Genomic DNA, 14683 nt, shown 5'->3' with positions numbered 1-14683 from the left:
TAGCTGCACCGTTATTTCTGATGCCTGTGCCACCAGGGCGCTGGATGTTGAAGGGGAACAGATAGCGGCTTCGCTGGTGCAGAAGACTTTAATGGGTGCATTGGCTTTTTATTACGCGGATATTCAGACTACTAAGGAGTTCCTGGGCCGTTGATTACATCCGGGGGATCTGTTTGCCGGAGGATTCCCCGGTAGTTTTACCATACTTATCTGATACTTCTGGGATACTTAGGACTCGTGTATATGTAGTACCCCTGATATAGTCACCATACACTCCCCATACACTCCCCATACACTCTCCATACACTTTCAATACACTCCCCATACACTATCTCAGTGTCTCGCAGGTTATATGGCAGAGCTGGTTGGGTGTAATTCTTCCATCCTTTTTGCCTGTTACAAAAATATCAGGAGAACCGATTCCTGTGTGACATAGGGTTGTCACACCCCGCCCCTAGCTTTGCAAAAAGCAACGATTTATTTACACCTAAATTAGTAAACGAAAATGGAAAAAAGGATCATCGATCCCTGGAAATGGGGGGAAGCAACCAATTCAGCACAGGCAGTTGAAGTGAAAAACCCAACCGGAACGCTGTACTGTTCAGGACAGGCAGCCATAGATGCCAACGGAGCGCCAAGCGCTGCAGATATGCGCTTCCAGCTTATCCAGACAATAGAGAACCTGGAACACCTGATTAAAACCGCAGGTTACGAGTGCAGTGGAATTGTAAGGCTAAATGTTTACACCACTTCTGTTGCAACCTTTTTTACGGAATGTGGAGATGTGTATGCAGGCTTCATTGCCAAATATGGTATCAAACAGGCAACTACTTTGCTGGAGGTGAAAGGTCTTTTTGCAACGTTAACAGTTGAACTGGAAGCTACTGTTGTAAGGTAATCAATGGAATGTACAAAAGGGACTGATGTAATATCAGTCCCTCTTCTTTTTAATAAAGAGCAATATGGATATTAAAAGGCGGCTGGAACGAATTGTACATATTTTCTTTTTACTGCAATCCAGGTCTGTTGTTACCAATAAGGAACTGCAGGAGCGGTTTCATATCGGGCGCAGAACAGTTTACAGGGATTTAAAAGTGCTGGAACAGGCCGGGGTGCCCGTAATTAATGAATCCGGGCAAGGGTTTTCTATCATTGAGGGATTCAGAATGCTGCCATCCAGGTTTAGCCAGGAAGAGGTACTAAGTTTAATGGTGGCAGAGAAAGTAATGCAAAAGCATGAAACGGCGTTTGTAAGACAACATTTCGAAACTGCTTTAATTAAGATCAAGGGCTCGTTTCGCGCGCAACAGAAAGATCACCTATCACACCTCGAAAATAAACTGCAGATCAACGAGCCGTTCAGGGAAACTAAGTATCTGCCCGATATCATTGATGTGCTGTTAAAAAGTATCCTCAGTAAAAAAGTAGTGGAGATCTCCTACGTAAAGAGTGGCGCCAGCCGGAAAGTGGCCCGCACAATTGAGCCTGTTGGCCTGTTTTATGAAAACGGCTCCTGGTATGTGCTTGCCTGGTGCCGGTTAAAATCGGGATACCGGAATTTCCGGTTAGACAGGATCAGGAAAATAATACTGTGCGATGATAACTTTAAACAGGAACATCCATCTGTTGATGAGTTACGGAGAGCTGATTCACAAAATAATATTACCCCTGTTGTTATAGCTGTTGACCCGGATTATGCACACTTCCTGCATTGGGAACGTCAGAACTATGGGTTTTCCCGGGAAGAAATGCTAAGTAATGAAATAATAATGTATTTTGATTGCAGGCAAAGCCCTGTTTCTTTTGCCAGGTGGTTTATGCGCTTTGTTGATGTAGCAAAGATCCTGGAACCGGCTTATCTTCCTGCCGAAGTTAGGCGTATATTGGAAGCAGGTATGGATAATATAGGGAAGTAATTGATAATGATAATACCTACTTTTGTTTTTCTTTGTACGATGAATATTCAGTATTTAAGATCCGCCATTTAATACTCTCCTGCGAAAATCCATATTTCAGAATTATTCTATTTTACAGTCTAATTGTTAACAGCATAGGATTGAGCAACAATAATTTAAATATGGAACAGGGTGAACGGGAGACGCTGAAACTGGTTGCACTGGGGGATGAGCGGGCATTCAACCGTATTGTCAGGAAATATTCCCAGGTAATCTATCCCTACCTGCTTTACTGGCTTAAATCGCCTCAGCTTGCCGAAGAGGTTGCCCAGGACGTCTTTTTACGTATTTGGAAAAACAGGCAGAAACTTCCCGATGTCAGCAATTTCCCGGGTTATGTGTATGTGGTTACCCGGAACCGCGTTCATTCCCAGTTCGAACGAGGGCTGCTGGAAACAGAAGCCCCCGATGTTGCGCAGGCGGACCAGGCGCTGACCAATCCTCAAACAGCCCTTGAAACCAAAGAGCTCGCAGCAATTATGCGCCGGGCTATTGAATCACTGCCACCCAGGCGCAAGGAAATATTCCTGTTAAGCCGCAACGAACATTTAACCTACGAGGAAATTGCCACCAGGTTGGGGATTTCGAGGAGCACCGTAAGGGAGCACATGGTGGAAGCATTGGTTTTTCTACGGGCTTATTTAAGGAGAAATGCCGGAGTTATTATCGCCCTGTTATGGGCGTTCATAAACCTGTTGTGAGGAAGTAATTAAATGAGTATAAATTTTTTTTTATTCCGACCCGTCCTACCGGTATTTAAACCGGGTCTTTAGTACTGAATAGAATGACTGAACAGCAACTGACATATTATTTTGAACGATACGCAGAGGGAAACCTGAGTAAAGAAGAGCGTGTTGTTTTCGCTGATTTGCTGAAAGATCCGGCAAACAAGGAAATGGTGCAGCAGATCCTGGACAGGGACTGGCCATTATGGGAACGTAATCAGCTGGATTTTTCGCAGGAAATTGACCGTATAGAACTGGGTGTAGCTGCTATGATCCGGGCGGATCATACCTTCTCAGAACCTCCTCCTGTCCGCCGGGTACGTTTCCTGGAAAAATGGGGCTGGGCGGCCGCGGTATTGATCCTGCTGGGGACCGGTACCTACTTCTATATAACATCAAAGAAAGCAGGGCAAGAGGTAGTGAAGGGAAAGGCAGCACCCGGTATTTTACCAGGATCGAATAAGGCGCTGCTTACTTTGTCTGATGGAACTACGATTACACTCGACAGCGCTGCCAGTGGAGCCATTGCCCAACAAGGGAGTTCTTCAATTGTCAAAACAGCCGGTGGTGCAATTATCTACGATGCCAGGGGCGTTTCCCAGGGAGAGGTAATGATGAATACCATGTCTACACCACGTGGTGGGCAATACCGTCTCACACTTCCCGATGGAACAACCGTGTGGCTGAATGCAGCAAGCTCCATTACTTTCCCTGCTTCATTTACAGGAAACAGCCGCAAAGTAAAAGTAACCGGTGAAGTGTATATGGAGGTTGCGAAAAACGTTAAAATGCCTTTTATGGTGGATGTTGACGGAAAAGCTACTATTGAAGTGCTGGGAACCGGTTTCAATATTAATTCCTATGCCGATGAGGGTACAATTGCCACAACGCTTGTTGAAGGTAAGGTCAGGGTATGGCCTGGTAATATCACAACCGGTTCTGCATCAGAAGAAGAACAACATATGGCTGTTACGCTAACGCCCGGTCAACAGGCGTTACTGCCAAACAATACAACCACTGTTAACATTAGTTCCAACGCCAACCTGGAACAGGTGCTGGCATGGAAGAATGGTATTTTCAGTTTTACAGGTAAGTCTTTTCAGTCTGTAATGAAAGATGTTGAAAGATGGTATGATATCCAGGTCCGATATGAAGGAGCTATTCCAACAAGAAAATTAAAAGGGGAAATGGACAGGGGAGTTCAATTAAATGATTTAATCCGTTTCCTGCAGGGGTTTGGCCTGCATGTTGAATTGAAAGACAGGATATTGATGGTAGGAGAAAAGTAAATAAATCCAGGCGCTGAAATATGATATGTTCGTAAAATAGTTTTGCCAGTAAACCAACCAATCAACCAGGACAGCACAATATAAACATCGCCTCCCGCGATAGGATATTGCATGTCCGCCAATTTCTCCCTTAACAGGGCATTATATACATTCCCTTACTTAAAACAAAAGGCCAATGATGGGGAAACATCATTGGCCGGGCAGTTTAGGTAACATTCAAAGACAAAGTCTGCACAGACCGCCTATTAAGCACCTAAAACAGTTTCAAAGGTATGACAAAAACTGCTTTTTGTGGATGGCCCGCCCGTGGGGGGAGCCGTCCCTTAACCAAAATCGTGTTAGTGATGAAACTAACTTTCTTTTTTCTTACCGCCGCTTTCTTTAATGTGGCCGCCAAAGGGTTCTCTCAAAGTATCACCTTCTCGGGAAAAAATGTAGCGCTCGAAACAATTTTTTCAGCCGTAAAGCAACAAACCGGCTACCTGTTCTTATACCAGGAAACCGATCTGTCCAAAGCCAAACCAGTAACTGTTCAGGCTACCAATGAACCGCTTTTTCAGTTTCTGGAAAATGTATTCAGGAATCAACCTTTAAAATACCTGGTTGTAAGCAAAACAATAAGCATCTATCCTGTTGTGCAGCCGGCCGGAAATAACACCACGGTGGCCGCCATTTCTCCTGAACCATTTTCCGTTAATGGCATTGTTCTTAACCGTGAAGGAGAACCGCTTCCCGGCGCCAACGTATTTATAAAGGGTACCAGAAAAGGCACTGCAACGAGAGCCGATGGTTCTTTTACTATTGATGCCAATACCGGCGATGTTTTATTGATAAGCAGGATTGGATATGGAAGTATAGAATTAAAATTAACCTCTGCCGCAAATGCCGTTGTAGTTGCTTATCCCGAAAGCAAAGCGGGTAGCGGAGCATTGAAACCCGGCCAATCTGTTTTCTCCGGTTCATCGGGATTTACATTAATACTTCCTCCCTCTGTTTCTAAACTGGATGAAGTGCAGGTGATTGCCTATGGCACCACTACGCAGCGCTTTAATACCGGCAATGTTACCAGTGTGAAAGCAGAAGAGATAGAAAAACAACCGGTAAGTAATGTACTTGAAGCATTACAAGGTAATGTACCGGGGCTCTTCATTACCCGTTCCAGCGGTAGCCCCGGCAGCCAGATGAATATTTCTATCCGGCAGCAGCAAACGATTCCGCTGCCCAATGTCAACAAAAGTATGCCACTGTTTATTATCGATGGAGTACCTTTCGTGGAAACACCATTTTCAAGCGCAGGAGCTTCCGGACCGGTAGATCCTATGAACTCCATTAATCCGGCAGATATCGCGGAGATATCCGTACTGAAAGACGCCGATGCCACTGCCATCTATGGCTCCAGGGGCGCCAATGGGGTTATCCTGGTCACCACTAAAAAGGGTAAAACTTCGGAACCACATTTCGATTTCAATATTTATTCAGGAGCAGGTAAAGTAACCAACTATTTACCGATGCTCAATCTTTCTGAATACCTGGCTATGCGAAGAACAGCTTTTGCCAATGATAATGTAACACCTGATTTTTCGAATGCACCGGATCTCACTGTCTGGGACACTACAACATCCAGGAATTTCCAGAAAGATTACATCGGTAACACCGCCAGGCAAACGGAGGTTACAGGCGCGTTTTCAGGCGGGAATCAATATCTCCGTTACCGGTTTTCAAATACCTTCAGGCATGAATCTACCGTGTTTCCCGGCGACTGGGGATATAAGCGCTATTCATCCCACCTGAGCATCGATAATACTTCCCGTAACGGTAAATTCACACTGGGTGTTTCGGCCATGTATACGAAGGAATCCAACAACCAGGTGGCCACGGACCTTACCCGTGTAACGTTTATATTGCCGCCCAATTATCCTGTACATAACCAGGACGGCAGTTTAAACTGGACCGGTGGATTTACTAATCCTGATTCCTACCTGTTGCAATCGGCCAATTTCAGTTCTAATAACCTGTTGGCGAATACCAGTTTACGGTATACTATTCTGCCAGGATTAGAAGCGAAAGTAAATCTTGGATATAATAAGATAGCACAAACAAACGAAACCTATCTTCCTAAAACCTCTCTTGATCCCAGCAGCAGCTCAGGAGAGTCTGCTGCTACCTATACTTCCGATTATATCGAAAGCTATATAGTAGAGCCGCAACTTACCTATAATAAAACATTGGGTGATGGTCAACTCAGCGTGCTCGCAGGAGGAACCTGGCAGCAATCCAGTTTTGCCGAGCCGTATTATGTAAGGGCCACGGGCTTTTCCAATGATAAGCTGATGAGCTCCTGGACAGCCGCATCCAACATTTCGTACAAGAGCAGTAGCTTCAGGGAATACAAATACGTTTCCGCATTCGGACGTATTAATTACATATTGAAAGACCGCTACATTTTTAATGTAACCGGCCGCAGGGATGGCTCCTCCCGCTTCGGTCCCAACCGTCAGTTCGGTAATTTCGGATCTGTTGGCGGAGCCTGGATATTCAGCAGTGAGGAGTGGACAAAATCAACCCTGCCATGGTTAAGCTATGGTAAGCTCAGGGCCAGTTATGGAACAACCGGTAATGACCAGATCCCGGACTATGGATACCTGGCTTCATATGGTAATCTTTTTTACCAGTATGGCAGCACCGGTATTTATCCATTACGGAGCGCCAACCCCGATTTTGGATGGGAGTCCAACCGCAAATTGGATATCGGCCTGGAAACCGGGTTCCTCGATGATCAGCTCTTTCTTTCTGCTTCCTGGTTCTCCAGCCGTACGGATAACCAGTTGGTCATTTCGCCGTTATCTTCCCAATCAGGATTTTCTTCCTTTACCGGGAATATGCCGGCGCTGTTGCAAAGCTCAGGATGGGAGTTTGAACTGAAAACAAAAAATATCAACCATAAAGGTTTTTCCTGGAACAGTTCTTTTAATATTACCATCCCCCGCAATAAGCTCATCTCTTTCCCTGGTTTAAAAACAACCGCTTATGCCTATGTTTATATAGAGGGACAGCCTATTAATAATTTAAACGGCTATCATTATACCGGCCTCAAAGATGGTATCGCTACCATCGAAGATCTCAATAAAGACGGAAAATTCACAACAGGGTTATTACAAACAGCTAACGGAGATTACCAGGTGATAGCTTCCGGTATGCCTGATTTCTATGGCGGTTTCAGCAACTCTTTCAAGCTCGGCAGGTTCCAGCTGGATATCCTGTTACAATTTGTGAAGCAAACCAAATCTTCTGTTCGTTCTTCAGTGGATATGCAACCCGGTGGATTATCGAACCAGGATGATAAAATTATTTCCGATGGCTTCAGGCCATCCGTACTGTCCGGCAGTGAGGCTACTTATGCCTATAAAAATTATTACCTGTTATCGGATGCCAGTTATTCCGACGCCAGTTTTATAAGACTTAAAAACCTGAACCTGTCTTACGAGCTGCCATCTTCCTGGACAAAATCAATCAGGTTGAAATCGGCCGGGGCATTTGTACGGGCGCAAAATTTATTTACCATTACCCGTTACCTGGGATTTGATCCTGAAACCGCCGGGGCCGTGCTGCCGCCGTTAAGACAGATTGCAGCCGGCATCCATTGCTCACTTTAAACAATAAACAAATGAAAAAACAACTCTTTTTATATACTTGTTGGGTGTTATTGGCCGGATCGATGATGAGCAGTTGTAAGAAGCTGATAGAGATAGGACCGCCCAAAGATCAGCTGGCTTCCAACAGTGTGTTCCTGGATTCCACCACGGCGGAAGCAGCCATGGTAGGCTTATACGCCAATGTGGCTAACCCCAATCCAGGCAGCGATATGGGTACTTTAATTACTCTGTTCAATTGTATGTCGGCCGATGAAGCATACGCCTATTCTATGAATTATTATGATGATTTTACCAATAATTCTTTAACGCCCCTGTATTATTATATAGACGGTTTATGGAGCACAATTTATAAAAATGTGTACATCGCCAATTCTGTTATAAGCGGGATGCCCGGATCTCCTTTGTCTGAAGCATACAAACAAAGAACGGTAGGAGAAGCTAAGTTCATTCGTGCATTCTGTTATTTCTATCTGGTGAATGAATACGGAGCCGTACCATTAGTGTTGTCTACCGATGTAAACACGACTACCATGCAACCCCGCGACAACGTGGATGCTGTGTATGATCAGATAGAAAAGGACCTTACAGATGCGCAAAAAGTATTGCCCGCTACATTAGACTATTATGGCGGTAAGCGTATACGCGCTACTACCTGGGCTGCAGAGGCGCTGTTGGCGAGGGTATATCTTTACAGGGGAAAATGGCAGCTGGCCGAAAATATGGCTACTTCCGTGATCAACAATCCCGGGCTGTTTAGCCTGAACGCCGCTGTTGACCAGGTATTCCTGGCCAACAACCAGGAAGGAATCCTTCAGTTTGTAAATGGTATTACCAGTTCATGGATAGCCAACAATTTTGTTCCTTCTGCATTGAGCACAACACCAAAGTTCGTATTAAAGGATGGTCTTCATGAAGATTTTGAACCGGGCGATAAACGCAAAACCAGCTGGGTGGGCTATAAAAATTATGGAGGCATTAACTATCCATATCCTGCGAAATATAAGTATATGGCAGGTGTTGGCCCGGTGGAATATAACCAGGTATTGCGCTTGTCTGAACAATATTTAATCCGTGCCGAAGCCCGGGCGCAACAATCCAATTATACCCAGGCCGCAGCAGATATTAACAGTATCAGATCAAGAGCAGGTTTGCCAGCTACCAACGCTGCCGATAAGGCTGCGCTGATGACTGCCATTGAACATGAGCGCCGCATTGAGTTTTTCTGTGAATGGGGATATCGCTGGCTGGATCTGAAAAGATGGCCGGGTGTAGGTAATCCTGCTGTGTCCAGGGCGGATGAAGTATTATCCCGTCTTAAAGGAAATCAATGGCAGCCAACGGATGCGCTTTATCCTATTCCGCAATCGGCTATCAATTCCAATGTAAACCTAACCCAGAACAAGGGATACTTTTAGCGTAAACAGCAACCAAACATATTATGCGTTATCCATCATTATTCAGGCAATGCTTGCCTGCCGCCCTGCTCATGACCGGAACGGTTATGGTACAGGCACAAACCGGTGGCGGCAAACCGTTCACACTAACCGGGCAAATAACTGCTCCGCAATATACCGGTACACTTTATCTTCAGTATGAGCTGAACGACAGGGAAATGGCAACTGATTCCGTGTTGCTGCAAAAGGACGGGCGTTTTGTATTCAATGGCAGGTTAAGCCGGCCGGTATCGGCAAGGGTATATATGCAACCATCAGCTGCCAAATATATTGCCCGGCGTTTTTATTTAGAACCCGGGAAAGTTGAAATGAGGGCAACCGGTTCCCTCGATGCAGCTACGGTAACAGGTAGTCCCAATACAGCTGTGCTGGATGAATTTGTCAGGAATGGAGAAAAGTATGCAGCTGCTTTTACTTCCCTGAGCACAAGGGCTTACTGCAATCGTGGTATGAAAGATTCCGTACAGGCTATAGATGCGGAAAGAGAACAGGTGGAGATAAAATTTAATGAGGGAGTAGCCGGCATTATCAGGCAGCATCCAAACGCTTTTGCATCCTGGGATATGGTGTACAGTTACCGCATAGGTCTGGATCCTGAAACGATCACCCCTTTGTTCGAGGCGCTCAGTGCCCGGTTTAAAAATTCGGAAGAGGGGAAAGTACTGGCAAAGCAGATCAGCAATGTCAGGAAGATAATGGTGGGCTCGCCCGCTCCGGATTTTATACAGGCAGATGTGGCAGGAAATACCATCAAACTATCTTCTTTCCGTGGTAAATACACACTGGTTGATTTCTGGGCCAGCTGGTGCGGCATTTGCCGCGCAGAAAACCCAAATGTGCTACGTGCCTATAATGCCTACAAAGATAAAGGCTTTACGGTGCTGGGTGTATCGCTGGATGATTCCCTGCACCGCCCTCAATGGATCCAGGCCATAAAGGATGACAACATGCCCTGGCAGCAGGTATCGGACCTGAAAGGACGAAATAATGAAGCTGCTGTTCAATACGGTATCAAAGGGATTCCGCAGAATGTGCTCATAGATCCTGATGGTAAGATAGTCGCCAAAAACAAACGCAACAGGGACCTGATGAATACACTGATGAACATCTTTGACCAGGGATACAACATGCGCATGGATGGAAATATAACAGCGGAGAACAGTAGTAAAATTGTTTTTAAATATTATAAAGACAATAAGTACCAGAACGATACTGTATCCATTCATAACGGCAAATTTACCTGGCTGGCTGAAATGCAGGAACCACAGCGGGTAAATGCAATCATCTTTCCCAAAAACGAACAGTTTAGCTTTTTCTCCGATATAGGTTACCTGCAATTATCAGTTAACACAGATTCCTTACCCAACCTCCGTTTAGATGGCTCTGATATGCAGTATGAGGCTAACCGCTTCTATGCTACTACAAGAGAGCTTAGCCAGGAGCAAAAAGAACTGCTGCAGCAACTCACTGATGCGCCACAGGAGGAAAAACCCAAAGTCGGAGAGCGGCTCCTCAGGCTGGCAAGAAGCCGGTACATGGAACATGTTGAGCAATATGTAAAGGCGCATCCCAACAGTTTGTTTTCATTACAACTGGTAAAGGATATGGCAGAAGATATTTCCGGCCCCAAATACAACATCGTTTACCCGCTTTATACATTGCTCCCGGAAGTCATCCGTGGAACGCCTTCCGGCAGAAGAATAGCTGAGATGTTGCCTGTGATGAAAAGAAGTGCAGAAGGAACTATGATTGCAGATTTATCCCAGGCTGATTCCAGCGGACATGAAATTTCTCTTGCCGGCTTTAAAGGAAAATATGTGCTGATAGATTTCTGGGCGAGCTGGTGTGGCCCCTGCCGTGCAGAGAATCCTAATTTGCTGAAAGCATATAATGCTTTCAAGTCGAGGAATTTTACAATAGTAGGCATCTCCCTCGACAGCGATGCCAACAAATGGAAGAAAGCTATTAAGGAAGACAAGCTGCCGTGGACGCAATTGTCTGATCTGAAGGGCCGGGAAAATGCTATAGCGCAGTATTATAACGTTAGGGGCATTCCCTGGAATATCCTGGTTGACCGCGAAGGGAAAATTGTAGCTAAAGATTTAAGAGGCTTTGCCCTGGAGAAGAAATTACAGGAGTTGATAAAATAATTTGTTGCTCCAAAAGAGAGATCCTGCCCGGGTATAACCCGGGCAGGATCTCTCTTTAAAATCTCACTAATTAAACAGGTGAACGGTAATACCTATTTCGTAGGTCCCGTCAACATAGGTTTTAATACCTCCTGTTTGTGTAGTATACATGGCCTGTATACCTACCATTTTCATAATATTCACGCCAATGCCTCCTGTTATGCTTTTCGTGGTATGATACATGGTCATAACGTTGGCCACATCATTAAGAAAAGAAACGTTCACACCGGCATCAAGAATGTTATCAAAACCACGTACCCCACGGTAACAGATTTTGGGTTCAATGGAAGTGATGGCTTCATTCACTGTAAACTTGTACGAAGCTGCTGTAAAGAAGATGCCACCACCGTCTGCTTCTTTGTCGTCGCCGGTAAACAGGCTTCTTACATTTGGCAGGGATGCTTGTATGTTCAGCTTCTTATTCGTATAGGCCATACCGTATTCAGCTTCGAAGTAGTCATCCCGGCGGTTGAACGCGCCTACGGAGGGGTCGTTCGGGTCGCCATTCAGGTTCTTATAATCGATGCGTTGCACATTCCATACCATGGACAGGCCGAAGTGCAGTTGCTGGTCCTGGTTGCCCAGTGGCAGGTGATAGGCGTAGGTGAGGCCAATGCGTGTTCTGTTGATCAAACCCGCTATATCATTGAAAATATGTAAGCCTGCGCCCACCCTGTTGCCTACGGCGTAGTCGGCGGAAAAGAACTTGGTAACCGGAGCGCCCTCGATGCCATTCCACTGGTTACGGTAGGCTGCATTCAGGTGCAATCCTTCTTCGGCGCCAGCCATAGCAGGATTAGCCAGGTACTGATTCTGGAAGTACTGGGTGGCGGATGGCTCCAGTAAAGCCTTTGCATTACTGAGCGACTGGCCGCTGACCTGGTTGTTAATGCCGGCTGCCAATAAAAGGCCACCGGCAATGAGCGAACGCATATTGAGTTTATGGCTCATAATAGATAGTTGTTACTGAATTAATTTCTGTCTCTGATGATCGTGATATAACCTTTTGCTGTTTTCGCTCCACCGTCAATCGTTAAGATGTAGTAGTAAGTACCTTCTGCCAATGGGCTGCCATTCATAGTACCATCCCAGTCATTGCTGTAATTCCTGCGTGTGTATACAAGACGGCCTGTGCGGTCGAAGATCTTCACTTCATTATTCGGATAGCTATCCAGGTTCCGGATCACCCATTTATCATTCTTACCGTCTCCATTTGGTGTAAGGAGATTTACTGCGTCTACCTTGAAGTCTGTCATTACCGTAACTGTGAAATCGGCGGTATTGCTACAGCCTGCACTATTGCTTGCAGTAACACGATAAGTAGTGTTCTGCATTGGTCTTACTTTCAGAACAGCGCTCTGCCGGTCACTGATGATACCATCGGCATTATCCCACTGGTAACTGGTGCCGCCTGTTGCGCTGAGCTGTACAATATCTCCTTTGGAGATGTTGTTGCCTTTATCGCTGCTGATGGTGATAGCTCCCAGCGTAGCCACTTCCATATTGAAGGAGCGGCGTAAGGTATCTGTACCGCCATTTGCCGTACCACCATTGTCCCTGATAGTAACAGTTATGGAAGATATACCGGTAGCGTTACCTTTCAGCTGGTAAGTGATAAGACCTGCTACGCTTATGCTCAGCTTATCGAAATTGGCAGCTTTGTTGGTGAAGATGCTAAAGCTATAGGTCTGTCCCGCTTCTACTGCAGAGGCGCCATTCAGTTGGATCGTGTGTTCCCCGCCGTCGGGGCAAATCGTTATATCGTCTATTGCAGCGAGGGTTGGCGCCTGGTTCACTGCTTTTACCTGTATAGTTGCCGGTACTGCAGCACTGGTGTTCAATCCATCGCTCACGGTAATAGCCAGGGTAACAATGGTATTTACCCTGCTGTTCAATTTTACCAGGTCTTTTACCAGGATGTTGCCATTGGCATCTATGGAGAAAGCGCCGTTGGAGTCATCAGCAGTGATGATCCAGTTCTGCAGGCTGCCTGCTGTTTCAGTAGCGGTCACTTTACCGGCCAGTGTGCCTGGTGAGCTTCTTTCCAGTATACTGAAGGCCAGTCCGCTGGTGATAATTGGTGCCGTGGCATCATAAGTCGCCGTAAGTGTGTTAGACGCTGTGTTGCCATTGGCTCCCGCGTTCTGTGCCTGATCAGCAGGAAGCTGAATAGTAACAGTGCCGTCGGACGCAGGTGTTATTGTTACTGTGTAAGTGATATTGTCTATTGTTTGCAGGTTACCGGCAGTACCGTTAGTTACGGTGAAATCGCCCGCTGCCAGGCCGGTTACAGCTTCATTGAATACAACAGTCACCATAAACGGAGCATTCACACGCGTAGCAACAGCAGCAGATAATTGTACGGATGGAGACCCTGTTTGAATAAATACGCCGGAAGTATTGCCAACATTGTTCAGTGTTAACACCGCATTGTTGCCGGCCACGTCTTTTATTACGGCGCCGTTTAATGCCAGTGTGCCCAATGCAATACCATCCGGATCCATATTCCCTGGTTGTACGGTGTAGCTGAATACCAGGCTGTTTGCCGTAGCGGTAGTGTAGGCCGCTTTAACCGTACCGGAGTTAAGGATAATATTAAGATAAGGAGCGCCGCTTGTATTGAGTTGGATGTTTTCACTGAAGGATACGGTAAAGTTCATTACATCACCGGCTTTATAATAACCGTTTGCCGGTACGGTTACTGCATTTACCATAGGCGCGGTATTGTCATAAGTAAAGTTGAGCGTGTTGGAAACTGTGTTGCCATTGCCGCCGGTATTTACTGCCGCATTAGCAGGAAGCAATATGCTTACTACACCATCTGTAGCTGGTGTTACCGTGAAGGTATAAGTGATGTTGTCTGTTGTTTGCAGGTTACCGGCTGTACCGTTTGTTATAGTGAAATCTCCTGCTGTAAGGCCTGTTATAGATTCACTGAACGCTGCTGTTACTGTGAATGGCGTATTCAGCAATGCATTGGCAGCGGAAGACAGTATTACAGTGGGATTGCTGGTGCTCACTCTTACATTGGCAGTATTCCCTATATTATTCAGTGTTGGCACCGCATCGTTGGTAGCAAGGTCCTTTATAGTGGAACCGTTAAGCGCCAATGAATTAACCGTGATACCATCCATATCATTATCTCCGTTCACCACTGTATAACTGAAGCTGAGTGCTCTTGCGGTGGAAACACCGGTATAGTTGGCATTCATAGTAGTGGTACCGATAGTGAGGGTGAGATAAGGATTGCTTCCAGCTGTGTTCAGGATAATATCTTCCGTGAAGTTGACGGTGAAGTTCATTACCTGTCCTGCTGTATAATACTTATCCGCCGGTACGGTCACTGATGCAACTGTTGGTTTGGTGATGTCGTAGTTGATGCTTAACGTATTGGACGCCGTGTTATCATTGTGCCCTA

General features: G+C 45.8%; 9 protein-coding genes. 7 read left to right on the top strand and 2 right to left on the bottom strand.

Annotated features, from left to right (window positions below):
* Positions 1-505: 505 nt before the first annotated feature.
* The 7 genes from VIM72_RS00310 (at position 506) to VIM72_RS00280 (ending at position 11226) form a co-directional block, all read left to right on the top strand.
* Entirely contained in the window at positions 506-898 is a 393-nt protein-coding gene (locus VIM72_RS00310) for a RidA family protein (RefSeq protein ID WP_332000878.1), read from the top strand.
* A 64-nt stretch (positions 899-962) separates the two neighbouring features.
* Complete coding sequence (locus VIM72_RS00305) at positions 963-1916, top strand: helix-turn-helix transcriptional regulator (protein ID WP_332000877.1); 954 nt, start codon at positions 963-965, stop codon at positions 1914-1916.
* A 161-nt stretch (positions 1917-2077) separates the two neighbouring features.
* The gene (locus tag VIM72_RS00300) at positions 2078-2656 is read left to right on the top strand and encodes an RNA polymerase sigma-70 factor (protein ID WP_332000876.1); all 579 of its coding nucleotides are present in this window, start codon (positions 2078-2080) and stop codon (positions 2654-2656) included.
* A gap of 83 nt (positions 2657-2739) precedes the next feature.
* Entirely contained in the window at positions 2740-3969 is a 1230-nt protein-coding gene (locus VIM72_RS00295; RefSeq protein ID WP_332000875.1) for a FecR family protein, read from the top strand.
* Positions 3970-4313: 344 nt separating this feature from the next.
* A complete protein-coding gene (locus tag VIM72_RS00290) occupies positions 4314-7622 on the top strand; it encodes a SusC/RagA family TonB-linked outer membrane protein (RefSeq protein WP_332000874.1) in 3309 nt (1102 codons plus the stop codon).
* 11 nt (positions 7623-7633) lie between these two features.
* Positions 7634-9037, top strand: a complete 1404-nt coding sequence (locus VIM72_RS00285; RefSeq protein ID WP_332000873.1) for a RagB/SusD family nutrient uptake outer membrane protein — start codon at positions 7634-7636, stop codon at positions 9035-9037.
* Between the two features lie 23 nt (positions 9038-9060).
* Complete coding sequence (locus VIM72_RS00280; protein ID WP_332000872.1) at positions 9061-11226, top strand: redoxin domain-containing protein; 2166 nt, start codon at positions 9061-9063, stop codon at positions 11224-11226.
* 66 nt (positions 11227-11292) lie between these two features.
* Here the strand turns inward: VIM72_RS00280 and VIM72_RS00275 are convergent, their stop codons facing one another.
* Positions 11293-12216 carry a PorP/SprF family type IX secretion system membrane protein gene (locus tag VIM72_RS00275; protein ID WP_332000871.1) on the bottom strand — a complete coding sequence of 308 codons (924 nt, stop codon included), beginning with the start codon at positions 12214-12216 and terminating at the stop codon, positions 11293-11295.
* Between the two features lie 20 nt (positions 12217-12236).
* The coding region (locus VIM72_RS00270) for a gliding motility-associated C-terminal domain-containing protein (protein ID WP_332000870.1) at positions 12237-14683 on the bottom strand (2447 nt) is incomplete at its 5' end.

The organism is Chitinophaga sp., from assembly GCF_036569185.1.
Lineage (GTDB): Bacteria > Bacteroidota > Bacteroidia > Chitinophagales > Chitinophagaceae > Chitinophaga.
The sequence above is the reverse complement of the archived record's forward strand: the minus strand, read 5'-3'. Positions and strand labels throughout refer to the sequence as shown.

What these genes read in the sequence shown, in the direction of transcription:
- VIM72_RS00310 (WP_332000878.1), top strand. Translation starts at nt 506, where the DNA reads ATGGAAAAAAGGATCATCGATCCCTGGAAATGGGGGGAAGCAACCAAT.
- VIM72_RS00305 (WP_332000877.1), top strand. Translation starts at nt 963, where the DNA reads ATGGATATTAAAAGGCGGCTGGAACGAATTGTACATATTTTCTTTTTA.
- VIM72_RS00300 (WP_332000876.1), top strand. Translation starts at nt 2,078, where the DNA reads ATGGAACAGGGTGAACGGGAGACGCTGAAACTGGTTGCACTGGGGGAT.
- VIM72_RS00295 (WP_332000875.1), top strand. Translation starts at nt 2,740, where the DNA reads ATGACTGAACAGCAACTGACATATTATTTTGAACGATACGCAGAGGGA.
- VIM72_RS00290 (WP_332000874.1), top strand. Translation starts at nt 4,314, where the DNA reads ATGAAACTAACTTTCTTTTTTCTTACCGCCGCTTTCTTTAATGTGGCC.
- VIM72_RS00285 (WP_332000873.1), top strand. Translation starts at nt 7,634, where the DNA reads ATGAAAAAACAACTCTTTTTATATACTTGTTGGGTGTTATTGGCCGGA.
- VIM72_RS00280 (WP_332000872.1), top strand. Translation starts at nt 9,061, where the DNA reads ATGCGTTATCCATCATTATTCAGGCAATGCTTGCCTGCCGCCCTGCTC.
- VIM72_RS00275 (WP_332000871.1), bottom strand. Translation starts at nt 12,216, where the DNA reads ATGAGCCATAAACTCAATATGCGTTCGCTCATTGCCGGTGGCCTTTTA.